We start from the raw sequence: 26,604 nt of genomic DNA, 5'->3' as shown, positions 1-26,604 counted from the left end.
GCGACACCAACCGATCCCGCACCACCCGCCGACGACCCGGCAAAAGCCACCGGGCCCACACCATCCGCCGACGACCCGGCGACACCAACCGATCCCGCACCACCCGCCGACGCCCCGTCGAACCCAACCAGCCCCGCACCGCCGCCCGACGCCCCATCGAAAGCCACCGGCCCCGTACCGCCCACCGACGGCCCGTCGAAGGCCACCGGGCCCGAGTGGGCCGTTTCGCCCGTGTCCAGGTTGAGCAGTTGGACCGCGCTCCTGCTGACCTGTTCCACCAGGGGGCCGGGCAGCCAGCCCCCGGCGATCAGGCGGGCCGCGCCCTCGGGGGCCAGGCGCCGGCTCACCTCCGCCGGAGCGGGGCGGGCCGAGGGGTCCTTCGCGAGGCAGGCCGCCGCCACCTCCCGCAGCCCCCCGCCCAGCGTCCCGAGGCCGGGCTCCTCGTGCACCACCTTGTACAGCAGCGCCGCCGAGGAGTCGCCCGGGAACGGGGACTCCCCCGTGGCCGCGTACGTCAGCACCGCGCCCAGCGAGAAGACGTCCGCCGCCCCGGTCACGCCCTGGCCGAGTATCTGTTCCGGGGCCATGTACCCCGGCGAACCGACCGACGCGCCGGTCGCGGTGAGGGACGCCGTGCCGTCCGTGGCCCGTGCGATGCCGAAGTCGATCAGCAGCGGGCCGTCCAGGGTCAGCAGCACGTTGGACGGCTTCACGTCCCGGTGCACGAGGCCCAGGTCGTGGACGGCGGCCAGCGCCTCGGCGAGGCCCGCGGCGAGGGCTCGTACGGTGTGCTCGGGCAGCGGGCCGGTGCCGGTGACGGCCGTGGCGAGGGAGGGGCCGGCCGCGTAGGCGGTGGCGACCCAGGGCACCGGGGCGTCCGGGTCCGCGTCCAGCACCGGCGCGGTCCAGGCGCCGCCGACCCGGCGCGCGGCCTCCACCTCGCGGCGGAAGCGGGCGCGGAACTCCTCGTCCAGCGCGAGGTGCGGGTGCACGATCTTGACGGCGACCGTGCGGCCCCCGGCGCTGCGCCCGAGGTAGACCCGCCCCATCCCGCCGGCCCCGAGCCGTCCGAGCAGCCGGTACGGCCCGACGGCCACCGGTTCGTCACCAGCGAGCGGCCGCACGGCCTCCCCCTCTCCCCCGTCCGCCAAGGCCCGATCGCCTCGCAGCGTAGTGATTACGGCTGGAGCAGATCCACCTTCACGTCCGCCGGGAAGCCCGTCGTGGGGCCGACCCGGCGCGCGAACTCCGCGACCGCGGCGAGCTGTGCCTCGCCGAAGCTGAAGTCCAGGGTGGTGAAGTACTTCGCCAGGGTCTGCGCGTCGAACGCCTCCCAGTGGGCGGCCTGTTCGGCGACCTTGTCGACCTCTTCCAGCGAGATCTTCTTGGACTCCAGGAAGGCCTGGTGCACCTGGTGGGTGATGACGGGCTCGCGCTCCAGGTAGTCCCGCCGGGCCGCCCACACCGCGAAGACGAACGGCAGGCCGGTCCACTCCTTCCACAGCGCGCCCAGGTCGTGCACGGCGAGGCCGTAGCGCGGGCCGTCGTGCAGGTTGGCGCGCAGGGCCGCGTCGCCGATCAGCACGGCGGCGTCCGCCTCCTGCATCATCAGGCTGAGGTCGGGCGGGCACGTGTAGTACTCGGGCTGGACGCCGTACCGCTCGGCCAGCAGGAGCTGCGCGAGGCGGACCGAGGTGCGGGAGGTCGAGCCGAGGGCGACCTTCGCGCCGTCCAACTGCTCCAGGGGGACCTGCGAGACGATCACGCAGGACATCACCGGGCCGTCGCAGCCCACCGCGATGTCCGGGAAGGCGACCAGGTCGTCCGCGTTCTTCAGGTACTCGACCAGGGTGACGGGCCCGATGTCGAGGTCTCCCCGGATCAACCGCTCGCTGAGCTTCTCCGGCGTGTCCTTGGTGAGCTGGAAGTCGAGGAGCGTGCCGGTTCTCGCGAGCCCCCAGTAGAGGGGCAGGCAGTTCAGGAACTGGATGTGGCCGACGCGCGGCCGAGTGCGAGAAATGTCCACATCGCGGGACTCTAGCCCTCGCCTGGTACGGTGCAGAGACCGGCCCCCACCGTCAAACGGGTTACCGGCTTTCAAACATCCGGGTGAAGTGATCTTGCCCTCTATTGCTTCCGGCTGCCTGCATGCTAGGCTCGCCGCAAGTTGCAGTTTGGTTTCCCTTGCAGTACAGAGCCTGCGGAGCATGTGACCGCGGGCTCTCGTCGTTTTCAGACATATGCAGTGGTGCAGCACCGTTTCGCACTTGCAGGTTCTGGAGCAGGGCAAACCCTTTTGAGCCCAAGGAGGGCTTATGGCTACCGGAACCGTTAAGTGGTTCAACGCCGAAAAGGGCTTTGGCTTCATCGCCCAGGAGGGCGGCGGCCCCGACGTCTTCGTTCACTACTCCGCGATCAACGCCACCGGCTTCCGCTCCCTCGAGGAGAACCAGCAGGTGTCCTTCGACGTGACGCAGGGCCCGAAGGGCCCGCAGGCGGAGAACGTCACCCCCGTCTGATCACTGCCTGATCGCAGAACCTGAGAGCAGTACCCAAGGAGCCCCACGCCGTCTTCGGCGACGGGGCTCCTGCCTTTTCCGCAATACGGAACAATTTCTTCCGCCGTGTGCCGTCCGTTCATGAACTACGGTCCCTGCCCATGACGGAAACCGAGGACTTCCCGGACTTTCTCACCACCACGCGCGCCTTCTACGACACCGTCGCCGAGGACTACGCCGAGCACTTCGCGAATCCCCTCGCCGACAAGCCGCTGGAGCGGGCCCTGCTCGCGGCCTTCGCGGAGCTGGTGGGCCCCGGCGCCGCGGTCGCCGACCTCGGCTGCGGTCCCGGCGCGGTCACCGGTCACCTCGCCGCCCTGGGCCTGGACGCCTTCGGCGTCGACCTCTCCCCCGCCATGCTCGCCGTGGCCCGCCGCGAGCACCCCGGGCTGCGCTTCGAGCAGGGCTCCATGCTGGACCTCCCGCTGCCCGACGGCGGCCTCGCCGGTGCCGTCTCCTGGTACTCCTCCATCCACACGCCGGACGAGCGGCTCCCGGACCTGTTCGCCGAGCTGTACCGGGTCCTGGCCCCCGGCGGGCGGCTGCTGCTGGCGTTCCAGGTCGGCGCGGAGCCGCTGCGGCTGGAGCGCCCCTGGGGCCACCCGGTCACGCTGGACTTCCGGCGGCGGCACCCCGAGGAGATGGCCCGGCTGCTGACGGACGCGGGGTTCACGCCCGCTTTCCGTACCGTCCGCGAGCCCGACGACACGCTCGGCGAGGGTGTCGCGCGGGTCGCGCAGGCCTTCCTCGGGGTCGCCAAGCCCGCCTGACGACCGCCTCCGTCCCGCTTCGCCACCCGCTTCGGCATCCGGTTCGACACCCGTGCTGACCTGCGAAGTCGGGCTGGGTACCGACGGCCTCCCGGGCCCCGGTACCCAGCGGGGACGGCATGGGGACCGCCTGCCCCAAATATCGGTCGTGGCGCCGGGGAGGGCCCGGCGACCGGAACACGGTCCGTCTCTCACAAGGGGTTGCACATGCGCTCGATCGCACTGCGTACGAAGACGGTTCTGGCGGCTCTGGCCGGCGCGGGTGTCCTCACCCTGGGGGCCGCCGCGGCCCTGCCCGCCACCGGGCTGCACCAGGCCGTGGTGCACGGCACCAGCAGCCACTCGGGCTCCGTCCTGGCCGACGACCGCGGCCCGGGTGTCACCGGCTCCTGACCGCCCGCACCGGCGCAGCCCCACCGTACCCCCGCGAACGCCCCCCACACACGCACGAACGGCACCGGCCGGGCCCCACGCCCCACCGGTGCCGTCGCCGTTTCCCACGACCCACAAGAGACCCGCAGGAGGCCCGCAGGAGGCCCGCAGCCGCCGCCCGGCCGTCCCGGAGGAGGCCTACAGGCGCCGCCCGCAGTCCGTGACGCCCATCGCGTCGTACAGCGCCCGCGCCTGCTCGTGGTGCTGCTCGGCGGTCTTCCCGTCGTCCAGCGCCTGCGCCGCCTCCGCCATTCCGTGCAGCGCGTGCGCGATCTCGATCCGGTACCCGTGCCGGGACGCCAGTTCGTGGGCCTGCCCGTGCAGTTCCATCGCCCGCTCGGGGGCGCCGCTGCGCAGGTGGACGAGGCCGACCACGTTGGACACCGTCGCCTGCCGCAGCGCCGTGCCCTCCGCGGAGACCAGGTCGAGTGCCCGCTCGGCGTGCTCCGCGGCCGAGCGCACGTCGCCGAGCCGCTGGCAGACGCGCGCCCAGTGGGCGAGGACCACGGCGACGTTGGCCGGCTTGCGGGACTCGTCGCACAGCTCCAGGGCCTGGGCGAGGCAGGCGCGCGCCCGTTCGTCCTCGCCGGTGCCGAGGTGGGCGAGGGCGAGGAAGGTCAGGGAGTGGATCTCGTTGCTGCGCTCGCCCAGGCGCCGGTTCAGCTCGGTGGCGCGGGCCGCGTTGCGGGCGCCCTCGGCGTAGTGCCCGGTCCAGATCTGCACGGTCGAGAGGTTGACCAGCGCCTGGGCCTCCATCCGGGACAGGCCCAGCTCACGGTGGAGGGCGATGCCCTGGTCCAGGTAGGCGCGGGCCTGTTCGAAGTTGCCGAGGGAGCCGTGCAGCAGGCCGAGCACGTCCAGGCACATCGCCTCGGAGCGCGGGTCGCTGTCGCGGGACAGCTCCAGGCCCTCCTGGGCGGTGGTGATGCCGTCCTGGAAGTCGCCGAGCCACCAGTGCGCCACCGCCAGGTTGCACAGGCTGATGCCGAGCAGCGCGGGGTCCTCAAGCTGGCGGCAGGCGGCCACCCCGATCCGGCCGACGACCCGGAACTCCTCGTAGCGTCCGCGCAGGTCCAGGTAGAAGAGCAGGTTGCGGGCGAGGAGGGCGGCCGGGCGGTGCAGGCCCTGGGTGCCGGCCTGGGCGACTACCGCGAGCAGTGCCTCGTACTCCCGGTCGAACCAGCGCAGCGCCTGCTCGCCGTCGTCCAGGCGGGGCAGGTCGGCCACGGTCGTGGCCGGGGCGTCCCCGTAGCGGCTGCGGCCGGGGAAGAGGGTGTCGCAGGCCCGGTCCGTGCTCTGGATGTAGTACGCGACGAGCCGCTCGACGGCGGACTCCTCGTCGTCCTCCACCTCGCGGACGCTGAGGGCGTAGGTGCGCACCAGGTCGTGGAAGCCGTACAGGCCCGCCTCGTGCTGTTCCAGCAGATGGGCGTCGAGGAGGCACTCCAGGAGGTCCTCCGCGTCATGGCCGTCGGTGCCGAGCAGGGCGGCGGCGGAGGGCACGTCGATGGCGCTGCCGGGGTGCAGCCCGAGCAGCCGGAAGGCGCCGCGCTGGTCCTCGTCCATGGCCTGGTACGACAGTCTCAGCGTGGCCTCGACGCTGCGTTCCCCGGCGCTGAGTTCGCGCAGCCGCCGGGTCTCGTCGGCGAGGCGGTCGACCAGGTACTGCACGGTCCAGCGCGGCCGGTTGCGCAGCCGGGCAGTGGTGATGCGCAGGGCGAGCGGCAGCCCCCCGCACAGCCGGGCCAGCTGGTCCGCGGCCCGGGGTTCGGCGGCGGTGCGGTCGGCGCCCAGCATCCGGGTGAGCAGGGTCGCGCTGTCACCGGCGGACAGGAGGCCCAGCGACAGCCACTCGGAGCCGTCGAGGTCGAGCATCCGGACCCGGCTGGTGAGGATGGCGAGGCAGTCCTCGGAGGCGGGCAGCAGGGGCAGCACCTGGGCGGCGTCGGCAGCGTTGTCAAGGAGCAGGAGCAGCTTCCGCTGGGCGGAAACGGTTCGCCAGAAAGTGGTACGGCGCTCCAGGTCATCCGGTATCCGGTCGTCCGGTATGCCCAGCGTGTGCAGGAGGGAGTGCAGGACGGCGCCGGGCTCCTGGGCCTTCTCGCCGGGGCTGAAGCCGCGCAGGTCCACGAAGAGCTGCCCGTCGGGGTATTCCGGGGCGAGCAGATGCGCGGCGTGCACCGCGAGCGCGGTCTTGCCGCTGCCGCCCATGCCGTCCACGCCGACGATCCGGGTGCCGCCGGTGGCCGGCGCGCAGCCCACGGTGACCAGCCGGGCCAGCTCGTCGTCCCGGCCGGTGAAGTCCGGCAGGTCGTAGGGCAGGGTGCAGGGCGCGGGCTCGCTGCCGGAGGACTGGGTGGTGTAGGGCGCGGGGACCAGCAGGGCGGCGCGGTCGGCCACCGACTGCGGTACCCGGGGGGCCACTTCGGGGCTGTCGCGCAGGATCGCCTCGTAGAGCCGGGTGAGTTCGGCGCCCGGGTCGATGCCCAGCTCCTCCACCAGCAGGTCGCGCACCCGCCCGAACTCCTCCAGCGCCTCGGCCTGTCGCCCGGCCCGGTAGAGCGCCAGCATCAGCCGGCCGCGCAGGGTCTCCCGCAGCGGATGCGCGGTGACCAGTTCCCGCAGCGGCCCAATCAGTTCGCCGGACTCGCCCAGTTCAAGCTGGAGTTCGAAGTACTGCTCGGCGACCGCCATGTGCCGCTCTTCGAGCGCCGCGGAGGCCGCGGAGATCACCGAGCCGCCGGCGCCCGCCATCACCGGGCCCCGCCAGAGCTCCAGGCAGAACCGCAGATGCCCGACGGCCTCCTCGGGCCGTCCGGCCGCCACCGCCTGCCGGGCTCCCCGGGAGCGCTCGGTGAACTCGTGCAGATCGAGCTGGTGTTCGCCGAGCATGGCCCGGTACCCGGCACCGTCGGTGACGATGAGGTCCGCGCCGCCCGGGATACGGGTACGCAGCGCCGCGACGCACTTGCGTATCTGGTGGCTCGCGGTCTGAGGTGGCTCGTCGTCCCAGGCGGCGGCGACCAGCCGCGCCATGGGCACCATCCGGCCTGGTTCGAGCAGCAGGGTGACCAGCACCCGTTCCTGGGTCGGACTCCCCAGCCGCAACCGGCGCTCTCCGCACCAGCCTTCCAGCGAGCCGAGAATGTTGAAGCGCACGACAGGACGACCGGATGCCGCCGATTCCACGAACCCGTCCCCTCCGCCCCGCCGCGCCGCCCGGCCCGAGATGTTCGGGACCACCCTAGGTTGTACCCGAACGAGTAACACGGAGGAGGCGATTCCGGCTACCTGGGGTATTCCCCGGCCCTGGCGAACAGGCTAACCACCTCAGGCGATCTGGAGGAGGGTCGAACGCGCATCACCGACAAGGGCCGGATCGTGCCGCAGGATCGCGCTCTCCACCCGGCGCAGCGCGGGCGAGGGCTGGATACCCAGCTCGTCGTCGAGCTGGCGGCGCATCCGACGGTACACGTCGAGCGCGTCGGCCTGCCTGCCCGAGCAGTACAGGGCGACCATCAATTGCTCGCAAAAATGCTCGCGCAGAGGGTAGTTGGTGTGCGCCTCGGCCAGCTCCGCCAGCACCACCGCATGCCGTCCGAGCCGCAGTTCCGCATCGAAACGCAGCTCCATCGCCCGCATCCGGTACTCCTCGTACCGCGCCCCGGCGAGCTGGCACAGGGTCCCGCCGGGGAACCCGCCGAACACCGGCCCGCGCCACAGCGCGAGGGCCTGCCCGAGCATCCGGGCGGTGCCCGCCGCGTCGTACAGCGACGCCGATTCGGCCTCCCGTACGGTGCGGACGAACTCGGACGCGTCGACCTCGCCCTCGGCCACGGTCAGCCGGTAACCGGAGGGATGAATCGTCACGCGGGATACCGGACGCCCCGGTTCCAGCGCCTTCAGCTTGCGTCGGAGCCTGCTCACGTGCGCTTGGAGGGCGTTGGCCTGATTGTCCGGTACGGCCTCACCCCACATCTCCTCGACCAGACTCTCTCCGGACACCGGCTGCCCCTCGCTGACCAGCAGCGTCTGTACGAGGGTGCGCTGCAGGTCGCCACAGATCTCCGCCGGTCCGGACACGGTTCGGACCTGTAGTGCCCCGAGAATCGAGAACTTCAGCATCCTTGCTCCGCCTCCCGTTGACGTCGCGTCGTCGTCCTTCTTCCGGCGACGTATCAACGGTGGCGGATTCCCGTACCGGTTCGTTACCGATCCGGTCCCGGCACTCTGATCAGCTCGCCTCGCCCGCGACCAGCGCACTCAGCGAGGTCACCCGCTGGGCGGCGCTCGCCGGGGAGTCGGCGTGCACCACGAAGTGCCCGGGGTGCAGATCGCCTTGCGCCGGCACGAACCGGACATCCGCAGGTGCTTGTTCCGGTCCCGGCGGCCGGCTCGATTCGGCCGCCGCGGCGAACCGTTCCGGCCGGGCGGCTTCCACGAGATTTCCGGCCAGGACCCGCACGGCTCCGGCGGCGAGATCGAATCCCCCGGCGACGTGGAGGAGTTGGGGAATCGGATCGTCCGCGAGACCCGCCCGGCAGCCGGTGATCACCGGTCCCTGCCGGGTGAGGGTGACCTCGGTGTGCGCGGGACCGTACTGGTATCCGGCCAGGTCCAGCAGCGCGGTCACCACGGCGCGTACCTCCGCGGCGGTGTCCTCCGTCAGCGGGGCCGGGGAGAGCAGGCCGTACGGCATCCGGGCCGTGATCCCCACGGTCTGGTGCATGCCGTGCACGGTCAGTGTCTCCACGGTCAGCCGGGGCGCGCCGGAGACCGCCCCGGCGTCCGGCGACAGCCGGTTGTCCCGGACGAGCCGCTGCACGGCGTCCGGGTCCGCCAGCAGCCGCAGGGCGCGCGCGGGGTTGACGAACAGTCCGGCCGCGGCGGCCTCCTTCAGGAGGGGTCGCAGCGCGGACTCGTGGTGCGGGTCGGCCCATGCCGAGCGCACTTGCACGCCGGCCCGGTGCGCCTCCCTGAGGAGACGGGGATCCGGGTTCAGCAGAAAGATCCGGCTGACGTCGTTGTCTTCTTTCATACCTCTGCTCGGATGACGAAGTCGGCGAGGGTGGAAAGGCAGGCTACGAGCGGGCGTTACCGATCCAGTCCCGGACGGTTCCCCGGCGGTTGGTTGCGAGCGGAACGCCCCGTACGGTACCGGTATCGCCGCCTCGCCGACCCGTCAATGGCTCACCTCAGCCGTACTTGGGCAACTGCGAGGAAGGCGGCCCAGGTCACGGGGGTGACGGTGAGGTGGGGGGCGGTGGGACGCTTGGAGTCGCGGATGTGGATGGCGGAGGGGTGCTCGGCGACCTCGACGCAGTCGCCGCCCTGGGCGCTGCTGTACGTCGACTTGCGCCAGGTGTAGGAGAGTTCGACGCACTCGCCGCCTCCGCCACTGCTGTAGCTGGACTTGAACCACGCCGGGTTCTTAGTGCTCATGCACTCTCCGTCTTCTCGGCGTCGAGGAACGCGGCCCAGGTGGCGGGACGGATGGTGAGGTGAGGGGCGGTGGGGCGCTTGGAGTCGCGGATGTGGATGGCGGAGGGGTGCTCGGCGACCTCGACGCACTCGCCGCCCTCGCCGCCGCTGTGGCTCGATTTGCGCCAGGTGTAGGAGAGTTCGACGCACTCGCCGCCCTGAGCGCTGCTGTAGCTGGACTTGAACCAGGCCCGGCTCTCGGTGTTCATAGCTTCCCCACTTTCTCCGCGATCAGGGCGCGGGATTCCTTGGGAGTCAGTGCCATCGCGCGCATGATCCCATAGCGGTCGGCGATCTTCCGGACGTCTTCCCGATGGATGATCAGCTGGGGGTGGCCCTGCACTTCCAGGTACGCCACCTGCTCATGCCCCTTCGGCACCAGAAGGTTGAACGCACCGTCCAGGTTGGGGTGCTCCTCGACCTCGGTCGGCATCACCTGGATCTCGACGTTCTGCCTGTCCCCGATGGTCAGCAGGTGGCGCAGCTGATCGGCGTGGATCCTCGGCCCGCCGACCGGCCGGTCGAGTACCGCCTCTTCGAGGACGTAGCTGACGATGGGCGCGGGCCACCGCTCGAAGACCTGCTGGCGCGAGAGGCGGTCAGCCACCCGCTTCTCGATGGTCTCCTCGCTGAGGAACGGCCGGTGTTTGGCGAACAGGGCCCGCGCGTGAGCCTCGGTCTGCAAGAGGCCCGGCACGGCGTGAGTGGCGTAGAAGTGCAACTCCACCGCCTCCCTCTCCATCTCGGCCTGGCCCCGGTACCAGTCGGGGTGCCGGGTCCGCGCCCTCCGCATCGCGTCCTCCACCTCGGGGATGACCGCGATCAGTAACCCGTTGGCGTTGAGGATCGGGTCCGCCTTGACGAGGAAGTCCGGCCTCGGGGTCCGTACCCCCCGCTCCATGGCCGAGATCTGGTCCGGGCCGTAGCGGACCAGCGCCCCGAACTCCGGCTGACTGAGCCCTGCCCGCTCCCGCAGGAGCTTCAACTGCCTGCCCACCATGGCGAAGACACCCATCGCGCCGTTCTCCTGCGCAGGAGTGTCCGGCCTCCGCTCTCGTTCGTCTACCACTCCGTCCTCCGCTCTTCCCGTACACGAGGCGACACGCAGCCGTACGACTACGCAGAGTCGCCGAGTTCCTCCTGGTCAGAGTAGAGAGAAGCGGCCACCCTCAGTGATGTGAATCTGCAAATCTCCACCCCCCAAACTCAACTGGTCCAGCGTCTCAGCGCCACCCCCCGCGGCGCCCGACTGGCCCGGCGGCTCACCGCGTCCTCGCTCGCGAGCTGGGGTTACCCGTACGACGGGGAGCCGACCGAGACCGCCCAACTCCTCGTGGCCGAGCTGGCGGCCAACGCCGTCACCCACGGTCGCGTGGCCGGGCGGGACTTCGAGCTGAGGCTGGCGCACCTGCCCGAGGAGAACACGCTGCGCATCGAGGTGAGCGACCCCCGGGGCGACCGCCCGCTCCGCATCCTCCGCGCCGCGCCGGGGGACGTGCACGGCCGGGGGCTGATCGTCGTGGAGGCGCTGGCCCGGACCTGGGGCGTGCGCGAGCGCGTCGTGGGCAAGACGGTGTGGGCCGAGATCCCGCTCACGCCCGAAAGGCGGGGCGGTTCCGGGACGCCGTAGCGCCCGGAACCGCCCCGCCGGATCGGCCCGCGGCCGGATCAGCTGTGGTTGTAGGTGACCGAGAAGTTCGTCCCGCCGCTCAGCGCGGAGGTGGTCGCCTTGGTGGTGCTGCCCGACGCCATGTTGATCTTGTCGGGCGAGTAGTTGCCGATCGCCTGGCCGTTGGCGGTGGCGTTGGTGAAGCTCGCGGTGCCGAAGTTCGACAGCGGGAGCACACCGGTGGAGCTGGACGGCGCCTCGGCTATGACCTCGGCGGAGGCGTTGGACAGACCGCTCTGCGTCTTGGTCGTGGTCTTCGTCCAGCCCTTGGTGGTGTCCGACAGGGTCAGCGTGTACGTGCTGCCGCTGCGGGTGATCGTGGAGGTGAAGTGGTCGCCCGCGCTCACCGTGTTGCTGTAGTTGACCGGGTAGGCCGGGTACATCTCGTACCAGGACGAGTAGACCGCCTTGCCGCTGGAGCAGTCCGCCTCGGTGCCGGTCTGCTCCACGGAGTTGCTGCCGTCACCGTCGATGCCGATCCAGAACGACGAGTACGTGGTCGCGCTGGTGCAGCTGACCGCCGGCTGCACCCAGCTCGCGGAGACGCTGGTGAAGGTCGTGCCGGTCGCGGCGTAGCCGGCCCAGTTGGAGCTGGTGCTGTTCCTGATGCCACCGACCAGGTGGTGGCTGCTGATCTGACCACTCACCGGGGTCATGCGCAGCGCCGGCGCGGCGACGGCGGCCGCGGGGGAGGTCGCCAGCGCGGACAGGACGGCGGCGGCTACGGCTGTGGCGGCGGTGAGGCGGATCGTTGCAGACATGCTGCTCCTTCTCGCGGGACTCGCGGTGCAGACGTAACTGGTGGCCACCAGTGAGGGGGAACGTGCGCCCGTGATTGGCAGTGTGCAGTCAAATCGCAGCCCAACGGGACCCCGGAACCTGCAATCCACAGCAAAAGTCCTGCCAAGTCGCCGCTATAAAAGGCGCGTTGGCGTCCATACCGCCCGGCCGGGGTGGACCGGGGTCCCGCTCACACCCCGTCGTACAGCCCCTCCACCTCGCGGTCGAAGTCCGCCAGGATCCGCGCGCGCCGGAGTTTCATGGAGGGGGTGAGGTGGCCGGCCTCCTCCGTGAAGTCGAGGGGGAGGACGGTGAAGCGGCGGATGGACTCGGGGCGGGAGACGAGGCGGTTGGCGTCGTCCACTGCGCGTTGCAGGACGTCCAGCAACTCGGGGTCGTCGGTCAGGAGTTCGGGCGGTACCGGGTGGCGGCCGTTCATCTGGCGCCAGTGGACGATGCCCTCGGGGTCGAGGGTGAGGAGCGCGGCGACGTAGGGGCGGTCGTCGCCGACGAGCATCACCTGGGAGATCAGCGGGTGCTGGCGCAGCCAGTTCTCCAGCGGGGCGGGGGCGACGGACTTGCCGCCGGAGGTGATGATCAGTTCCTTCTTGCGGCCGGTGATGGTGAGGTAGCCCTCGTCGTCCAGTTCGCCGAGGTCCCCGGTGTGGAGCCAGCCGTCGCGGGTGACCGGGACGACGCCGCCGGCCTGGGGGTCCCAGTAGCCGCGCAGCACGTGGTCGCCGGCGATCAGGATCTCGCCGTCCGCCGCGATCCGCACGCGGGTGCCGGGCAGGGGCCAACCGACGGTGCCGAGGCGGGGTTTGAGCGGTGGCGTGACGGTCGTCGCGCCGGTGGTCTCGGTGAGGCCGTACCCCTCGTAGATCTCGATGCCCGCACCGGCGTAGAACGCGGCGAGGCGGCGCCCGAGGGGCGAGCCGCCGCAGATGACCTGGCGGACGCGGCCGCCCATCGCGGTACGGATGCGGCGGTAGACCAGGGGGTCGTAGAAGCCGCGCTGGGTCTTCAGGGCGCGGCCGGGCCCGCCGCCGGTGCCGGACTGGCGGGCCTGGAGCGCCTCGCCGTAGCGCCGGGCGACGGCGGCGGCGCGGTCGAAGACGGCACCCCGGCCGCCCGACTCGGCCTTCGCGCGGGCCGAGTTGAAGACCTTCTCCAGCATGTAGGGGATGGTCAGCAGGCAGGTGGGCCGGAAGGCGGCGAGGTCGGGCAGCAGGTCGTCGGCCTTGATGCTGGGCGCGTGCCCGAGGCGGACGCGGGCGCGGACGCAGGCGATGGCGACCATGCGCCCGAAGACGTGGGAGAGGGGGAGGAAGAGCAGGACGGAGGGATCGTCGTCGTGCTGTCTGAAAACGGGGTGGAGGAGTTCGATCGCGTTGTCGACCTCGGCGAAGAAGTTGCCGTGGGAGAGGGCGCAGCCCTTGGGGCGGCCTGTGGTGCCGGAGGTGTAGACGAGGGTGGCGAGGGTGGCGGGGCCGAGCATGCCGCGCCGCACCCCGACCTCCCCCTCCGGCACCGGGGCGCCCGCGTCGGCGAGCCGCTCCACGTGGCCCTTCTCCATGACCCACAAGTGCCGCAGATCGGGCAGGTGTTGCAGCTCGGGGCCGAGCGCGGCGGCCTGGGCCCCGGTCTCGGTCACGAGGGCGACGGCGCCGGAGTCGTGCAGGATCCAGCGGGTCTGGAAGACGGAGGAGGTGGGGTAGACGGGGACGGTGACGAGCCCGGCGGCCCAGGCGGCGAAGTCGAGGAGCGTCCACTCGTAGGTGGTCCGGGCCATGATCGCGATGCGGTCGCCGGGCATGAGGCCCTCGGCGATCAGCCCCTTGGCGACCGCGAGCACCTCCTCGGCGAACCGCGCGGCGGTGACGTCCTTCCACCGGCCGCCCGGGAGCTTGCGGCTGAGCACCACCGCGCCGGGATCCTCGGCGGCGTTGTCGAACGGCAGGTCGGCCAGCGACCCGTGGGTCACGGGCGCGGCGACCGGCGGCACGACCACTTCCCGCACGGCCCCGTCGAGCCGCCGTGTCTCGGGCGCGACGAGCAGCGGCCGGCCGTCGTAATCGACGGCGGCGACGGGGGAGTTGTGGTGGTGCTGGGGGGACACGAGCGGCTCCTCGGGCGTGCGGCGAGGCGTTCACCGACGGCCGGAGCACGCGGCGAACGAGCTGAGGTGTTACCGCCGGTCAGGCGTGTGATCGTACGGGCCCGTTGTGGGGGCTTTGTGCGGGTCCGGGAACGGTCCGGGGATGGGGCTGTGCAGCCTCTCGCACTGGCCCACCTCGGCTTACCTGCGGTAACTTTACTGCTCGGTAAGGAAATCGTTCCCGGCTGCGGGGGTTTTGATGTCGACGGTGGTCGTCCTCGACTCGGCGCCTTCCCTGGCGAGGTCGCTGCCCCTGGGCGCGTTGCGCTCCCCGCGGAAGCGCCCCTCGCCGAACGCGCCGTACCCGCACACGCGCCTGGTGCTGCCGGGGGTACGGGCGGTGGCCCCCCGCCTGGCGGCCTACTCAAGCCTCTGCGCGTTCCCCTCCGGGGGCGCCTCCGAGGGCAGCTCCCTCCCCCTCCCCTACCCCCACGTCCTCGCCTTCCCCCTGACGATGCGGCTGCTGAGCGCCCGGGAGTTCCCGCTCCCCCTGCTGGGCCTGGTGCACACGTCGTTCGAAGCGGTCCGCCACACACCGCTCCCGGTCTCGGAGGCGTACGAACTCACCGTGTACGTCTCCGGGTTGGCCCCGCACCACCGTGGCACGGAGGCGACGGTGGTGACGGAGGCCCGGCTGGCCGGGGAGCCGGCCTGGGAATCCCGCAGCACATACCTGGCACGGCACAGAACGGCGTCCCCGCCTCCCCCTCCCGCTCCCCCCTCCTCTCCCCTCCCCGTCCAGGACACCTGGACCCTCCCGCCCTCCCTGGGCCGCGCATACGCCGCCGTCTCGGGCGACCGCAACCCCATCCACCTCACCCGCCCCACCGCCCGCCTCTTCGGCTTCCCCCGCGCGATCGCCCACGGCATGTGGACCGCCGCCCGCTGCTTGGCGGCGGCCCCCGGCGACCCCACCACGACCCACATCCGGTTCCGGGCCCCGGTCCTGCTCCCGGGCACGGTGACCTACGGCACCGACGGAGGGGAAAGGTTCGAACTGCGGGGCGACGACGGCCGCCTGCACTTGTCGGGAACGCCGACGGGCGAGGCGGCGTAGGCGAGGACTACCCCTCCCCCGTGTCCCCCGTCGCCCGAGCAATCAGCCGACGCACCGCGTCACTGACCGGCGGCAGCTCGCCGGGCAGCGCCCACGCGTGGGCGTCGTGCTCGGTCAGGACGACGGGCCCGGTGCTCTCGGCCGTGACCGCGAAGGTGAACTGCCGGGTGGTGCCGCCACGGCTGCCGACGTAGTCGAAGTGCCCGAGGTACCGGTCGACCGTCCCGACCCTCAGCCCGGTCTCCTCGACGGTCTCCCGGCCAAGTGCCTCCAGAACGGTCTCCCCGTCCTCCACCTTCCCGGAGGGGATCTCCCACATCCCACCCATGAAGTCACCCGCCCTGCGCCGCACGAGCAGCGTGAGTGCAGGGGAAGGCGGCTCCGGCAGCGAAGGGCTGCCGCTGCGGTGGGTGGTCATCCTGCTGGCGAGCTTGATCGGCGGGGTGGCAGTCGGCCGTGTGGAGGGGCTGGGGGCCGGCGTGACGGTCGCGATTGGGTTGGCAGGCTTCCTTCATCTGGTCATGCGCTCATAGACCGTCCGCGCCGGGCTGCAGTCGGCTGCGCAGCACCGTGGGCCCTCTGATAAGTCTCAGAGGGCCCACGGTGCTGGAAGTAGGAGACTCGCTCCAGTCCAGTCCCTCACTCGCCCGTGAGAGACCAGGGGTCGGCGAGGGGGAGCTGGCCGTTCATCGCGGCGTCGCTGTCGGCGTTGACGAGGGCCTCGGCGATGTGTCGTCGCAGGATCGGGTCGCTGATGCTGTCGAGCTCGCGCCAGGCGGCGTCGGAGACCTCTTCGGTCTGGAGGTTGCCGATGTCGGCGGTGGTGCGGAAGAGGAAGCGGAAGTCGAAGTGCTGATGGGCGGGCTCGCCCTTGGCGGGGTTGGCGTCGATGGGGTGGACGTCGATGTGGAGGGGGGTCTGGCTGTCCGAGGTGACGGCGTACGGCGAGATGCCGGTCTCCTCGGTCAGTTCACGGCTGGCGGCCTGAAGGAGGGTGTCGTCGGACGCTTCGAGGTGGCCTCCGGGCAGCAGCCACTTCTGGGTCATATTGTGAAGAATGTGCAGGACGCGGTCGTCGGCGTCGACGAGGATCGCGCCGGCGGTGACGTGGCCGGGGAAGGTCGTGCGGCTGGTGAGGTCGTCGCCGTCGTCCAGGAGGCCGAGGACGACACCGAGCTCGGTCTTTGCCTCGGGGTGCTGGGCGAGGTAGTCGGCCAGGGTGGTGCGGATGTGGTCTGCCGTGATGGCCATGGTGATCACCTGTTGAAGTAGTTGAGCCAGGTCGCCGCGATCGCGGCGCGGTCGACCGCGGGGACCTCGTGGATGCCGGGGGCGAGGTCTCCGCGGGTGAGCATCCTGATCCCGGCGAGGATCTCGGCCTGGACCAGGAAGATGAACGGCCCAACGCTGGCGCCGTGGATGAAGTTGACGGCGTTGCCGCCGTTCGCCAGATAGAAGTAGTGGCCGGTGGTCTGGTAGCGGGTGACGTGGTTCCCGACCTGCGTGCGGGTGTAGACGTCGGGCAGTCCGGCGAGGTCGAGCTCGTCCTCGCTGCTGGTGACCGTGGCGATGTAGGTGCCGTTGCGGAGGTGGGCGAAGTCCTCGCCCCGCAGGGAGACCGCCCCGGTCGCGCAGAGGACCAGACCGGCGCCGGTCAGGGCAGCCTCGCGATCGCGGGCGACGTTGAAGCCCTGGGACAGGGCCTGGGTGCGGCGGACGGGGTCGATGTCGAAGACGGTGACCTGGACGCCCTTGGCGTGCAGGAGGCGGGCGATGGAGGAGCCGAGCTTGCCGAAGCCGATCACGAGGGCGGGTCGGCCGTGGAGGATGTCGCCGCGTCCGCGCATGACGGCCTCGGTGGAGAACACCACTGACTGGCCGACGAGGAAGTCCTCCGGGTCCTTCAGCGGGGACCGGGCTACCGAGATGACGGGGCAGGGCAGCTTGTCGAGGTCCTCGTAGCGGCGGTGGCCGTTCTCGGTGTCCTCGATCACCCCGGCGAGGCGGCCGGTGAAGCGGCTGTGGACCGTCTCGAGGGTGGGGGCGAAGTAGCCGCCGACGTCCAGCAGACAGGTCGTCTCCCCGGCGACCCGGGACTCGAGGTAGTCCAGGGCGGTGTCGTGGTCGGTGAACAGCTCGCGGGTGAGCGTGTCGACGGCGGCCGTGTGCTCGACCTCGCGTCGGGCGGCGGCGTCGATGGACTTCGGCTTGGGCAGCACCGCCTTCAGGGCGGTCATCGCCGCGACGGCACGGACGAACGAGGGCCGCTCGGGCAGCAGGTGCGTGATCAGGAAGGCCGCGGTCTTCTCGTCGGGGGCGAAGGTCGTGGCGATCTTGGTGAAGTAGGCGTCCAGCCTGGCGCGCTCGAAGGTTTCCATGGCGATGTCCCTCTCCGGTGGTGAGTCGGGCGGTGCTTGGGGGCTGGGTGCTTCAGGCGGTGCGGGAGGTGCGGAGGGCGAAGCCGAACAGCAGCCGGCCGCAGGCGAGGGCGGCGTCGAGGTAGGCGTCGACGCGGAGTGCGTCGGCGGACTGGGCGAGCGGGTCCAGCCCGAGGACCAGGGCGGCCCGACCGTGGTCGTGGACCAGTCGGGACCACTGCGGGTGGGCGGGCAGCTTCAGGCCCCAGCGGGCGCCGGGGAACCCCAGCAAGACGTGCGAGCCGACGGTCCCCAGGGTTCCGAGGGTCTCGGGGGCCGGGTCCTCGGCCCGGGCGAGGCCGCCGAGGGTCTCGGCGAGGTGCCGCATGCGGGTCTCGATCGCTTCGGGGGTGTCGTGGCTGGTGCGGCCGAGGCGGTGGGCCAGCAAGAGGTGAGCGACCTGCTGCCCGTCCGGAGCGGTGCCGGACCAGGTCCAGGCGCCCAGCGAGGTCAGCAGTCGTGTCCAGGCCGGTCGCGGGGGCGGTGCGGGTCAGCACGTCCGGGCTCCCTGAACGGCTCGGGTGGCCGTGGCCGGCGGGGCGGTGGGGAAGTGGGACCAGACGATCTTCCCGAACGGCCGGCGGGGATCGATGCCCCAGCGGTCGGCGAGGGCGGTGACGATCATCAGTCCTCGGCCGGTCTCGTCCGCCGCCGGGTCCGGGCAGGCGGGCCCGGGAAGGGGCTGGTGCGAGTCGCGGCTGTCGTGGACCTCCAGGCGGACGCCGTCGGGACTGGGTTCCAGGCGGACGAGGAACCCGTGCTCGGCGTCGCTGCCGTGGGCGAGCGCGTTGGTGGCGAGTTCCGAGACGACCAGGCGGATGTCGCCGGTGTCGTCCAGGCCCCAGGCCCTCAGGGTCCGGGTGGTGAAGTCACGCGCTGCTTTGACCGATTCGGGCTGGTGGTCGAAGAACCTCTGTGTCGCTTCAGGCATGGGGGCCTCACGTGTCGTGGTCCAAGGCGGGGGCGGGACTGCGGCGGCCGGTTCGTTCGGGCCTGGCCCCGGCGGGGCCGGAGGCGTCCGAGCTGGGGCCGTGGACCAGCAGCAGCCGGGCGCCGGAGGCGGTGATCCGGGCCTGCCGCGGGGCGGCTATCGCCTTCGGCCCGAGGTGAGAGAGGGCGGGCAGGACGACACCGTAGGTGTCGTGCAGTTCCAGGACGTCCAGCAGACCGGTGAACGCGGCCGACCGCTCGCTGCCCGCGGCCCGTTCGGTGAAGACCCCGTGCAGGGCGAGCTCGTGCCGGCGGCAGTACTCGGCCAGAGCGTCGTGCAGAGCGTCCTGACGGGCCCGGGAGACCCGCACCAGCCTCAGGAAGCCATAGACGACCGGGCCGCTGATGCCGCGATGCTCGGTGAGGGGCTCCATCGTTCGCAACCATCCAAAGGTCCGGTAACTGGTGTCACTGGTCAGACTGGCCCCGGCCCCAACCACCCTGGAATGACCGTCTGTTGTACTTCCGTGGCACTTGCGTCCCCCACCCCGGCCCGACGTGCTTCGATGACGGCGGGAAGGGAGCGACGTGTGGCGACCGTGCACCACTGGACCGGGCTGGAGGCCAAAGCACTCCGGCTCGCGCTGCGGCTGAGCGTCCGCGCGTTCGCCGAACACCTCGGTGTCGGCGTGCGCACCGTCTCCAAGTGGGAGAAGCTCCAAGCGCTAACCGAGCCCCGCCCGGACACCCAGGCGATCCTCGACACGGCCCTGGCCCGCGCGGACGCCGCCGCCCATCTACGGTTCGAGACGTTCCTGTCCGAGGCCGGACGGCCAGGCACGGAGACCCCCGGCCGGCGGGTGACCGCTGCCGGGCCGCTGGCCTGGGAGTACGAGTCGTGGACCGACGATCTCGACCGGGCCGTGGTCGCCCTGTCCCGGCAGGACTTCACCTTCGCCGAGAGCCTGATCAGCCGGTGGACCAGCCGCTTCACTCCGCTCAGGCTCGATGACCGGGGACTGTATCTCTTCGCCCGCTCGACCGCCCTCCTCGGTGACCTCCAGCGTGACCAGGGCAGCGTGGTCGGCCCGCTGTCCGCCCAGCGCTCATACGTGACCGCCAAGTCGCTGTTCACCCAGCTCGACATCCCCCGCCGGATCGCCCAGCTCGACCTATCCCTGGCCGTAGTCGCCGAGATGTCCGGGAAGCTGGAGACCGCCGCCCGCCAGTACGAACACCTGGCGGTCGACGACCGGCTCTCTCGCCGCGACCGGGCCAGATCCCGGCTGTGGGTGGGGACCGCGCTGAGCAAGGACGGCCAGCACGACTATGCGACCCGTGTGATGCTGACCGCGACCCGCGACTTCGAGGACCTCGCCGAACCCGAGGACTGGTCGGTGGCCCACCAGAAGATTGCTTTGGCCCACCGCGGCGCCGGCGACCTCTCCTCCGCCCTGCACTTCATCACCGTCGCCCGCAGCACCGCCAAAACGGATGCCCCCATGCAGCAGGTCCGTCTGGACACCGCCCACGGACACATCCTGCTGAGCGACCCCGCGACCCGCGATGATGGCCTTCACGTCCTCGACAAGGCCGCGACCATGGCCGCCCGTTTCGGGCTGTCCCACCAACTGGCCAGCATCGAGAACATCAAGGCCATGAACACGGGGCCGTCCGGCCCCGCCAGCCGGTGACCAGGGAGACAACAAGCGTGGGCGACAACCAGCAGACCATCACCGAAGACCGGTGGCGCCAGACCAAGCTGATCTGGGACTACCACCAGATGCAGCACCAGGTCCGGCCCGTCGACGTGGCGATCGGCCTGGGCAGTCACGACCTCGGCGTCGCCGCGGCCGCCGCCGACCTCTATCACCGTGGCCTCTTCCCGACGCTGGTGTTCACCGGCGGCAACAGCCCCACCACGAAGGCCCGCTTCCCCCGCGGCGAGGCCGTCCACTTCCGCGAGCACGCTCTCGAACTCGGCGTCCCCGACTCCGCGATCCTCGTCGAGCCGAACGCCGCGAACACCGGCCAGAACATCACCCTCACCCGCGACCTGCTGGCCGCGGCCGGCATCGTCCCGACCACGGTGCTGTTGGTCTCCAAGCCCTATATGGAGAGGCGATCCTTCGCCACCGCCCGCAAGGTGTGGCCCGACGTCGACATCGTGTGCGCGTCGGAGCCCCTAGAGCTGGACGACTACTTCAAGTCCATCGGCGACGAGAAGCTCGTGGTGGACATGCTCGTCGGCGATCTCCAGCGGGTCATCGAATACCCGAAGCAGGGCTTCGCCATCGCCCAGGACGTCCCGGAGGACGTGCATGCCGCATACGAGTCCCTCATCCGTGACGGCTTCACCAGCCGCCTCATCTCCTGACCAGCCCGGCCCGCGCAGGCTGTGTGCCGTGCATCAGCCCAACCTGTTCCCGAGGCTGACCACCCTGGCCAAGCTGTTCGCGGCGGACACCTGGATCGTCCTCGACGACGTCCAGTTCACCCGCCGCGACTACCAGCACCGCACCAGCCTCGCCGCCCTGACGGACCGGGACCGGACCCGCTGGCTGTCCATCCCCACCCACCTGCCCCAGGGCCGCCAGACCGCCATCCGGGACGCCCTGATCGCCGACCCCGCCTCGACCCGGCGACGGACCGAGTCGATGATCCGGCAGGAATACCGGACCAGCACCCACTGGCCCGCCCTCCAGACGGCTCTGGAGCCGGTCTGGGTCGCTTTCGACACCGGTAGGACCGCCGCCGTCGCTGAAACCTCCACCCGCGTCTTGCTGAACCTTCTCGGCTGGAACGGACGCATCCTGACCGCGAGCGGGCTGCCCGCCCGGCCCGAGCGATCTGAGCGGCTCGCCGACCTCACCGCCGCAGTCGGCGCCGACACGTACCTGTGCGGGACCGGCGGGATGACGTATCTCGACCCGGCCCCGTTCACCACCCGCGGCATCGCCGTCGCCCCGTTCCTGCCCCCGGCCGCCGGGGTCTGGGCCTCCGCCCGGCGCGTCACCTCCCTGTGGGCCCTGGCCCACCTCGGCCCCGACGGTATTGCCGCCCGGCTTCAGGCCCTCACCGGCAGCCCAGACTCGCTCGAAGCCGCGGCCTGAGCACGTATCGGTGTACTTCCCCCTTCTCAAGGAAGGGGGAAGACTTCGTCATGAGCACGGCTCAGTAGGTCCCGGTGACACGGAGGTCGCGTACGTTGCCGACCCCGTTGCAGGTGGCGAGGCGCTCGATCTGGCCACGCGCATCGGCGCTCCCCACTGCGTCGCCCTGGTACGCGACCTCGCGCCCGCCTTCCAGTCGTACCGCCAGGTCGAGGGCGTCCCGGAATTCCTGGAACGCCTCAGGGCGAACTAACCGGCTCCTCCCCGGGCGCCGGGGATACCTACGGCGCCAGCGAAGGGGGAAGGGTCGAACTGCGGGGCGACGACGGCCGCCTGCCGCTCGCCTCTACGTCAGGTGAGACGACCCATTTGGTCGGCTGGCCGGTGAGGGAGGCCATCATGTCGTATCAGGCGGCCCGGCCTCGTTGTGGTCACCGTCGCGCTTGAGGGAGCCGTCCGCGTTGCGGGGGCCGGTCGTCTCGATGATCTCGCTGAAGTCGAGTTCGCCGGCGTCCATGGCATCGAAGAACTCCTGCCGCAGGTGCCGCCTGACGGTGCTGTCTCCCATGGCAAGGCGCACAGCCTTGGCCTTCGTTCGATTCCGGCGAGTCGGCACGAGGTGGTTCACCCGCCGCCCGGCGGAGTCCAGCGGTTTCCGGACATCAGGTTGCCCAGGCCGGACCAGGCGAAGTTCATCAGGGTGGTGGCGGCCTGGGTGGCGGTGGGGGTGGTGTTGGTGCGGTCGGCGAGGGATTCGGCGGCGCCGACCAGGGCGGCGGCGAGGCCGGCGATCTCGTGGTCCGGGAGGTCGCGGCTCCCGTGGGCCTCCGCGGCCGCGGAGGCGATGAGGCGGGTGACGAAGGCGACCGTCTCCGCGCGCATGGCGTCGGCCTCGGCGGCGAACCTCGGGCCGTGGGTGCGGGCCTGGAGGTGGAGGACGGTCCAGCCGTCGGGGTGTTCGGTGGTGTAGGTGAAGAACGCCTGGACGCCGTCCCAGAGTTGGCGGTCGGCGGGGAGTGAGGGGCGGACCGCCGCGCGCACCGCCTCCGTCAGGGCGGCGGCCTCGCGGCGGATGCACGCGGTGAAGAGGTCGTCCTTGGAGTTGAGGTAGAGGTAGACCAACGGCTTGGAGACGCCCGCCAGTTCCGCTATCTCGTCCATCGAGGCGGCCGTGTACCCGTGCCGGGCGATGACCTCGACGGCGGCGTCGAGCATCTGCCGCTCGCGCTCCGCCCTCGGCATCCGCTTCGTCCTGCCGCCACCCATGAGGCAAGACTAGAGGGATGCCGGGGACGCTATCCGGCCTTTGGCGACCTTCGACGATCTTGGCGGCCGGCGGCGGCCTGCGTCAGGACGGCTGGCTCTGGGCGCGCGCGGTGTCGTCGGCGCCGTCCTCCTGGCTGCGGTTGGCCTCCAGGTTGGCCTTCATGCGGTCGACCCGGCCCACGACGTTCATCGAGGCCCGCTCCCGCTCCTTGCGCAGCGCCACCCAGCTGATCGGCGCCGAGACGACCAGGGCGAGCAGCAGGATCCACAGGCCGTTGGAGTTGCCGAGGCCGCGCGGGAAGATGCCGGAGTAGACGGCTCCCCAGACGACCAGGAGGCAGCCCACGAAGATACCGAGGCGCATCAGCGTGTAGCGGAGCATCTCAATCCACTCGTCCGTTTCCAAAAGGGGTCAGCGTCCAGTGAAGCACGTCGCGGGGGCGATCATGCGGCGGGGTCCGCGGCGGCAGCGGCCGCGCGCTCAGCGGCCGAGGGACAGCAGCATGAAGATCTCGTCGCGGTCGTCGTCCGGGGCGACGCGCACGGCGCCGGGGACGCGGCCGACCTCCTTGTAGCCACAGGAGGCGTAGAACCGCTCCAGACCGTGGCCGCCCCGGCAGGACAGGCGGATCGCCTCGATGCCGTCCGTCGCGCGGGCCGCGTCCTCGGCGGCGGCCAGCAGGTCGCGGCCGTAGCCCCTGCCCTGGTGGCGGGGGTGGACCATCACGGAGTACAGCGACAGCCAGTGGGCGTTCAGGTGCTGCGGGTTCGCGGTGAGGAACGCGGCGGCGGCGAGGGCGCCGTGCCTGTCCTGGCCGACGAGGAGCCGGGTACGGCCCTCGGCCATCTGCACGAGGTGACGCACCAGCTCGGGCCGTATCTCCTCACGGCGGACCGGCGGCACGAACCCGACGGCACCGCCCGCGTTCGACACGTCCGTCCACAGGTCGAGGAGGCCGTCGCGGAGGGCGGGGGTGAGCGGGGGTTCCAGGGTGAAGGTAAGGACCACGGGTGGATCGTATCCATTACCCGCGACGATCGTGCCCGTTTACCCGAGGGGATCCTGCCCCAATTACCCGAGGGCGCGGGCGGCGGTCTTCAGGTCGGCGAGGAGGCCCTGGTAGGCCGCGTCGCGGTCGTCGGCGCGCAGGACCGACGACGGGTGCACGGTGGGGAGCAGACGTTCGGGGTGTCCATGGATGTCCCGCTCGATGACGGTGCCGCGGACCTCGCCGACCCGGAAGGAGGAGCCGAGGAGGGCCTTGCCCGCGGTGGCGCCGAGGACGACGATCAGCTCCGGCTCCACCAGGGCCAGCTCCCTGGCCAGCCAGGGGGCACAGGCCGTCATCTCCCGCAGGCTCGGCGCCCGGTGGATCCGCCGCTTGCCGGGCGCGGCCTGCGCGAACTTGAAGTGCTTGACCGCGTTCGTGACGTACGCGTCCCCCGGATCCAGCCCGGCCTCCTCCAGCGCCTTGTGCAGCAGGCGTCCCGCCGGTCCCACGAAGGGCCTGCCCTGCCGGTCCTCCTGGTCGCCGGGCTGCTCGCCCACCAGCATCACCCGGGCGTCCTTCTTCCCCTCGCCGAAGACCGTCTGGGTCGCGGGGCCGTGCAGGGGACAGCCCCGGCAGTCGGCCGCCGCCTCGCGGAGCGCGTCGAGCCCACCGCGGGCGGGCAGGAAGGGGTCGGCGGTGTAGGCGTCCTCGGGGGCCGGGTCGGGGGTGCTTGCGGCGGGCATGTTTGCCGGGTACCCGTGCGGGGGGACGGCGAACGGGAGGGTTGCGTCGAACGAGGCCGCACGTCTTCGACCGAGCGCACGTCTTCAAAAGGGGGGCCGCATGCGCGACCTGGGGATCCGAGGGTTACGCCCGCTGAGTCTGTTCGCCGCGATGGGCCTCGCCGCCCTCGCCGTCACCGGCTGCGGCGACGGTGACGGTCACCGGAAAGGTCCCGGTGCCGACGCGAAGGCGGCGGCGCGCCGGGCCCGGCAGGTCGCCGAGGCGTGGGACGGGTCAACCGCCGCCGCCGCGTGGCGGGCCGGGTACCACCCCATGGGCGACGTGATCCAACCGCCGCGTGGCGGCCTGCGCGGCCCGGCCGACCAGCGTGCCTTCCGGGACCATGACCTCGTCCTACGGGGTACCTTGCCCGCCGCCGGGCGCACGGACGGGCAGGTGACCTGGGCCCGGGGCGGGTCGGTCGCCCGGCCTGTGGTGGGCGCGGCGGAGTCGTACGAAACCCTGTCCGGCGGGCGCGACGCCGGGAAGCCGCACCTCACCGTGACCGGGGCCGAACCGGGCGAGATGACCGTGGCCACCAGCCGGGGGCCGGCGGTGGTCCCGGCCTGGCTGTTCACCCTGGAGGGTTACGCCACCCCGCTCAGGCAGGCCGCCGTCGTCCCGTCACCACTCCCCCGGCCGCCGGTCGGGCGGGCCGAGGGCGTCCCGGGCCTGCCGCTCGACCGGCTGGTCCGGATCGCCGCGGACGGGCGTTCGCTGACCGTCGTCGCCCTCAGCGGTGTCTGCGACGACGGCCCCGTGGTCTCCGTGCTGGAGACCCACGGCAGCGTGGTGCTTTCAGGCTCCGCCGAAGGCCGGAAGGGCGGCGCCTGCACCAAACAGGCGAGGCTGCGCCAGGTGACGGTGAAGCTGGCCCGGCCGGTGGGCGACCGGGTCCTGCTCGACGCGCAGACCGGCCGGCCCGTCCCGTACAAACCGGCGTACGGGCCGTCACCGAGCTGGAGTTGAGCGCCCGCCCGCCGGCCGGGACGAGCGGGCGAAGAGGCCGTCAGACGCGCATCGGCTGGGGCGCGTCACGGCGGGCCGGGTCCGCCGGGTCGTACTCGCGGATGATCTCGTAGCGCGTGTTGCGCTCCACCGGGCGGAAGCCGGCGTCGCGGATGAGGTCCAGCAGGTCCTCGCGGGTCAGCTTGTTCGGGGTGCCGTAGTTGTCGGCGTCGTGGGTGATCTTGTACTCGACCACCGAGCCGTCCATGTCGTCGGCGCCGTGCTGGAGGGCGAGCTGCGCGGTCTGGACGCCGTGCATGACCCAGAAGACCTTCACGTGCGGGACGTTGTCGAACAGCAGCCGGGAGACCGCGAAGGTCTTCAGCGCCTCCGCGCCCGTGGCCATCGTCGTCCGCGCCTGGAGGCGGTTGCGGATCTTGCCGTCCTTCATGTCCACGAAGTCGTGCTGGTAGCGCAGCGGGATGAAGACCTGGAAGCCGCCGGTCTCGTCCTGGAGCTCGCGCAGCCGCAGGACGTGGTCCACCCGGTGGCGCGGTTCCTCGATGTGGCCGTAGAGCATGGTGGCCGGGGTCTTCAGACCCTTCTCGTGCGCCAGCCGGTGGATCCGGGACCAGTCCTCCCAGTGGGTCTTGTGGTCCACGATGTGCTGCCGGACCTCCCAGTCGAAGATCTCCGCGCCACCGCCGGTGAGCGACTCCAGGCCGGCGTCGATCAGTTCGTCCAGGATCTCGGAGGCCGACAGCCCGGAGATCGTCTCGAAGTGGTGGATCTCCGTCGCCGTGAAGGCCTTGAGCGAGACGTTCGGCAGGGCCGCCTTCAGCTCGCGCAGCGAACGCGGGTAGTAGCGCCACGGCAGGTTCGGGTGCAGCCCGTTGACGATGTGCAGCTCGGTGAGGTTCTCCGTCTCCATCGCCTTCGCGAGCTTGACGGCCTCCTCGATGCGCATCGTGTACGCGTCCTTCTCCCCCGGCTTGCGCTGGAAGGAGCAGTACGCGCAGGAGGCCGTGCACACGTTCGTCATGTTCAGGTGCCGGTTGACGTTGAAGTGCACGACGTCGCCGTTCTTGCGCGTCCGCACCTCGTGCGCCAGGCCGCCGAGCCACGCCAGGTCGTCCGACTCGTACAGCGCGATGCCGTCCTCGCGGGTCAGCCGCTCGCCGGAGCGGACCTTCTCCTCCAGCTCGCGCTTGAGCCCGACGTCCATGCCAACACCTTTCTCCGACATCCGC

32 protein-coding genes are annotated in these 26,604 nt (G+C 71.4%); 10 read left to right on the top strand and 22 right to left on the bottom strand.

From position 1 onward, the window contains the following. Both AB0927_RS18685 and AB0927_RS18680 read right to left on the bottom strand, forming a co-directional pair. Positions 1–1,124: serine/threonine-protein kinase (locus AB0927_RS18685; protein WP_366668702.1), on the bottom strand; the 1,124-nt coding region annotated here is incomplete at its 3' end. 53 nt (positions 1,125–1,177) lie between these two features. Then, positions 1,178–2,026, bottom strand: coding sequence for a menaquinone biosynthesis protein (locus AB0927_RS18680; RefSeq protein ID WP_366668701.1), 849 nt, complete (start codon positions 2,024–2,026; stop codon positions 1,178–1,180). A 289-nt stretch (positions 2,027–2,315) separates the two neighbouring features. Between AB0927_RS18680 and AB0927_RS18675 the strand changes: the two genes are divergently transcribed. The 3 genes from AB0927_RS18675 (at position 2,316) to AB0927_RS18665 (ending at position 3,721) form a co-directional block, all read left to right on the top strand. Further along, the gene (locus AB0927_RS18675; protein ID WP_004984723.1) at positions 2,316–2,519 is read left to right on the top strand and encodes a cold-shock protein; all 204 of its coding nucleotides are present in this window, start codon (positions 2,316–2,318) and stop codon (positions 2,517–2,519) included. Positions 2,520–2,659: 140 nt separating this feature from the next. Then, a complete protein-coding gene (locus AB0927_RS18670) occupies positions 2,660–3,328 on the top strand; it encodes a methyltransferase domain-containing protein (RefSeq protein WP_366668700.1) in 669 nt (222 codons plus the stop codon). A 207-nt stretch (positions 3,329–3,535) separates the two neighbouring features. Then, positions 3,536–3,721, top strand: coding sequence for a hypothetical protein (locus tag AB0927_RS18665; protein WP_366668699.1), 186 nt, complete (start codon positions 3,536–3,538; stop codon positions 3,719–3,721). A 177-nt stretch (positions 3,722–3,898) separates the two neighbouring features. Here the strand turns inward: AB0927_RS18665 and AB0927_RS18660 are convergent, their stop codons facing one another. The 6 genes from AB0927_RS18660 to AB0927_RS18635 all read right to left on the bottom strand — a co-directional run bounded on the left by AB0927_RS18660 (position 3,899) and on the right by AB0927_RS18635 (position 10,256). After that, entirely contained in the window at positions 3,899–6,919 is a 3,021-nt protein-coding gene (locus tag AB0927_RS18660; RefSeq protein WP_366668698.1) for a BTAD domain-containing putative transcriptional regulator, read from the bottom strand. Between the two features lie 171 nt (positions 6,920–7,090). Then, on the bottom strand, positions 7,091–7,843 hold the full coding sequence (locus AB0927_RS18655; protein WP_366668697.1) for an AfsR/SARP family transcriptional regulator: 753 nt from the start codon (positions 7,841–7,843) through the stop codon (positions 7,091–7,093). Positions 7,844–7,994: 151 nt separating this feature from the next. Continuing rightward, a complete protein-coding gene (locus tag AB0927_RS18650) occupies positions 7,995–8,798 on the bottom strand; it encodes a hypothetical protein (RefSeq protein WP_366668696.1) in 804 nt (267 codons plus the stop codon). Between the two features lie 152 nt (positions 8,799–8,950). Continuing rightward, complete coding sequence (locus AB0927_RS18645) at positions 8,951–9,202, bottom strand: DUF397 domain-containing protein (protein ID WP_366668695.1); 252 nt, start codon at positions 9,200–9,202, stop codon at positions 8,951–8,953. Further along, the gene (locus tag AB0927_RS18640) at positions 9,199–9,450 is read right to left on the bottom strand and encodes a DUF397 domain-containing protein (protein WP_366668694.1); all 252 of its coding nucleotides are present in this window, start codon (positions 9,448–9,450) and stop codon (positions 9,199–9,201) included. The genes AB0927_RS18645 and AB0927_RS18640 overlap by 4 nt, the downstream gene beginning before the upstream one ends. Then, the gene (locus tag AB0927_RS18635; protein WP_366668693.1) at positions 9,447–10,256 is read right to left on the bottom strand and encodes a helix-turn-helix transcriptional regulator; all 810 of its coding nucleotides are present in this window, start codon (positions 10,254–10,256) and stop codon (positions 9,447–9,449) included. Before AB0927_RS18635 ends, AB0927_RS18640 begins: the two co-directional genes overlap by 4 nt. 162 nt (positions 10,257–10,418) lie before the next feature. On the opposite strand from AB0927_RS18635, the gene AB0927_RS18630 reads away from it, so the two are divergent. After that, entirely contained in the window at positions 10,419–10,871 is a 453-nt protein-coding gene (locus AB0927_RS18630) for an ATP-binding protein (RefSeq protein WP_366668692.1), read from the top strand. A 38-nt stretch (positions 10,872–10,909) separates the two neighbouring features. On the opposite strand, the gene AB0927_RS18625 is transcribed toward AB0927_RS18630, so the two are convergent. Next, the gene (locus AB0927_RS18625; protein ID WP_366668691.1) at positions 10,910–11,671 is read right to left on the bottom strand and encodes a G1 family glutamic endopeptidase; all 762 of its coding nucleotides are present in this window, start codon (positions 11,669–11,671) and stop codon (positions 10,910–10,912) included. A 209-nt stretch (positions 11,672–11,880) separates the two neighbouring features. Then, entirely contained in the window at positions 11,881–13,809 is a 1,929-nt protein-coding gene (locus AB0927_RS18620) for an AMP-dependent synthetase/ligase (RefSeq protein WP_366668690.1), read from the bottom strand. Between the two features lie 238 nt (positions 13,810–14,047). Here AB0927_RS18620 and AB0927_RS18615 point away from each other — a divergent pair, with 238 nt between their 5' ends. Beyond that, entirely contained in the window at positions 14,048–14,905 is an 858-nt protein-coding gene (locus AB0927_RS18615) for a MaoC/PaaZ C-terminal domain-containing protein (RefSeq protein WP_366668689.1), read from the top strand. A 7-nt stretch (positions 14,906–14,912) separates the two neighbouring features. Here AB0927_RS18615 and AB0927_RS18610 read toward each other — a convergent pair whose 3' ends face one another. After that, a complete protein-coding gene (locus AB0927_RS18610; RefSeq protein WP_366668688.1) occupies positions 14,913–15,233 on the bottom strand; it encodes an NUDIX domain-containing protein in 321 nt (106 codons plus the stop codon). Between AB0927_RS18610 and AB0927_RS18605 the strand changes: the two genes are divergently transcribed. After that, positions 15,232–15,438, top strand: coding sequence for a hypothetical protein (locus AB0927_RS18605; RefSeq protein WP_366668687.1), 207 nt, complete (start codon positions 15,232–15,234; stop codon positions 15,436–15,438). The two genes, AB0927_RS18610 and AB0927_RS18605, sit on opposite strands and share 2 nt — an antisense overlap. A gap of 106 nt (positions 15,439–15,544) precedes the next feature. Here the strand turns inward: AB0927_RS18605 and AB0927_RS18600 are convergent, their stop codons facing one another. Genes AB0927_RS18600 through AB0927_RS18580 form a run of 5 tightly spaced genes read right to left on the bottom strand, consistent with a single transcriptional unit; the run spans position 15,545 to position 18,686 of the window. Beyond that, a complete protein-coding gene (locus tag AB0927_RS18600) occupies positions 15,545–16,156 on the bottom strand; it encodes an NUDIX domain-containing protein (RefSeq protein ID WP_366668686.1) in 612 nt (203 codons plus the stop codon). Positions 16,157–16,161: 5 nt separating this feature from the next. Next, positions 16,162–17,283, bottom strand: coding sequence for an adenosylhomocysteinase (locus tag AB0927_RS18595; RefSeq protein WP_366668685.1), 1,122 nt, complete (start codon positions 17,281–17,283; stop codon positions 16,162–16,164). A 52-nt stretch (positions 17,284–17,335) separates the two neighbouring features. Continuing rightward, the gene (locus AB0927_RS18590) at positions 17,336–17,767 is read right to left on the bottom strand and encodes a hypothetical protein (RefSeq protein WP_366668747.1); all 432 of its coding nucleotides are present in this window, start codon (positions 17,765–17,767) and stop codon (positions 17,336–17,338) included. 45 nt (positions 17,768–17,812) lie between these two features. Further along, the gene (locus AB0927_RS18585; RefSeq protein ID WP_366668684.1) at positions 17,813–18,253 is read right to left on the bottom strand and encodes an ATP-binding protein; all 441 of its coding nucleotides are present in this window, start codon (positions 18,251–18,253) and stop codon (positions 17,813–17,815) included. A gap of 7 nt (positions 18,254–18,260) precedes the next feature. Next, positions 18,261–18,686 carry a hypothetical protein gene (locus tag AB0927_RS18580; protein WP_366668683.1) on the bottom strand — a complete coding sequence of 142 codons (426 nt, stop codon included), beginning with the start codon at positions 18,684–18,686 and terminating at the stop codon, positions 18,261–18,263. Between the two features lie 156 nt (positions 18,687–18,842). On the opposite strand from AB0927_RS18580, the gene AB0927_RS18575 reads away from it, so the two are divergent. From AB0927_RS18575 to AB0927_RS18565, 3 genes are read left to right on the top strand one after another with little or no spacing between them, the layout of a single operon-like run. Then, the gene (locus tag AB0927_RS18575; RefSeq protein ID WP_366668682.1) at positions 18,843–19,946 is read left to right on the top strand and encodes a hypothetical protein; all 1,104 of its coding nucleotides are present in this window, start codon (positions 18,843–18,845) and stop codon (positions 19,944–19,946) included. 17 nt (positions 19,947–19,963) lie between these two features. Further along, positions 19,964–20,629, top strand: a complete 666-nt coding sequence (locus AB0927_RS18570) for a YdcF family protein (RefSeq protein WP_366668680.1) — start codon at positions 19,964–19,966, stop codon at positions 20,627–20,629. 19 nt (positions 20,630–20,648) lie between these two features. Then, a complete protein-coding gene (locus AB0927_RS18565) occupies positions 20,649–21,365 on the top strand; it encodes a WbqC family protein (RefSeq protein ID WP_366668746.1) in 717 nt (238 codons plus the stop codon). 397 nt (positions 21,366–21,762) lie between these two features. Here the strand turns inward: AB0927_RS18565 and AB0927_RS18560 are convergent, their stop codons facing one another. From AB0927_RS18560 to AB0927_RS18540, 5 genes are all read right to left on the bottom strand, one after another. Next, positions 21,763–22,014: a type II toxin-antitoxin system VapB family antitoxin gene (locus AB0927_RS18560; protein WP_366668745.1), complete on the bottom strand. Its 252-nt coding sequence runs from the start codon at positions 22,012–22,014 to the stop codon at positions 21,763–21,765. Next, positions 21,990–22,631 carry a TetR/AcrR family transcriptional regulator gene (locus AB0927_RS18555; protein ID WP_366668679.1) on the bottom strand — a complete coding sequence of 214 codons (642 nt, stop codon included), beginning with the start codon at positions 22,629–22,631 and terminating at the stop codon, positions 21,990–21,992. Before AB0927_RS18555 ends, AB0927_RS18560 begins: the two co-directional genes overlap by 25 nt. An 82-nt stretch (positions 22,632–22,713) precedes the next feature. Then, positions 22,714–23,013, bottom strand: coding sequence for a DUF4229 domain-containing protein (locus AB0927_RS18550; RefSeq protein WP_366668678.1), 300 nt, complete (start codon positions 23,011–23,013; stop codon positions 22,714–22,716). A 99-nt stretch (positions 23,014–23,112) separates the two neighbouring features. Continuing rightward, entirely contained in the window at positions 23,113–23,640 is a 528-nt protein-coding gene (locus tag AB0927_RS18545; protein ID WP_366668677.1) for a GNAT family N-acetyltransferase, read from the bottom strand. A 63-nt stretch (positions 23,641–23,703) separates the two neighbouring features. Next, on the bottom strand, positions 23,704–24,366 hold the full coding sequence (locus AB0927_RS18540) for a UdgX family uracil-DNA binding protein (protein WP_366668675.1): 663 nt from the start codon (positions 24,364–24,366) through the stop codon (positions 23,704–23,706). 100 nt (positions 24,367–24,466) lie between these two features. Here AB0927_RS18540 and AB0927_RS18535 point away from each other — a divergent pair, with 100 nt between their 5' ends. Beyond that, entirely contained in the window at positions 24,467–25,375 is a 909-nt protein-coding gene (locus tag AB0927_RS18535; RefSeq protein WP_366668674.1) for a hypothetical protein, read from the top strand. 40 nt (positions 25,376–25,415) lie between these two features. Here the strand turns inward: AB0927_RS18535 and mqnE are convergent, their stop codons facing one another. Beyond that, positions 25,416–26,579, bottom strand: a complete 1,164-nt coding sequence (mqnE, locus tag AB0927_RS18530) for an aminofutalosine synthase MqnE (RefSeq protein ID WP_366668673.1) — start codon at positions 26,577–26,579, stop codon at positions 25,416–25,418. Positions 26,580–26,604: the final 25 nt, after the last annotated feature.

Origin of the sequence: Streptomyces sp. NPDC048106, assembly GCF_040706415.1 — a bacterium.
Taxonomy (GTDB): Bacteria; Actinomycetota; Actinomycetes; order Streptomycetales; family Streptomycetaceae; genus Streptomyces.
This window is presented reverse-complemented; position numbering and strand designations above follow the sequence as displayed.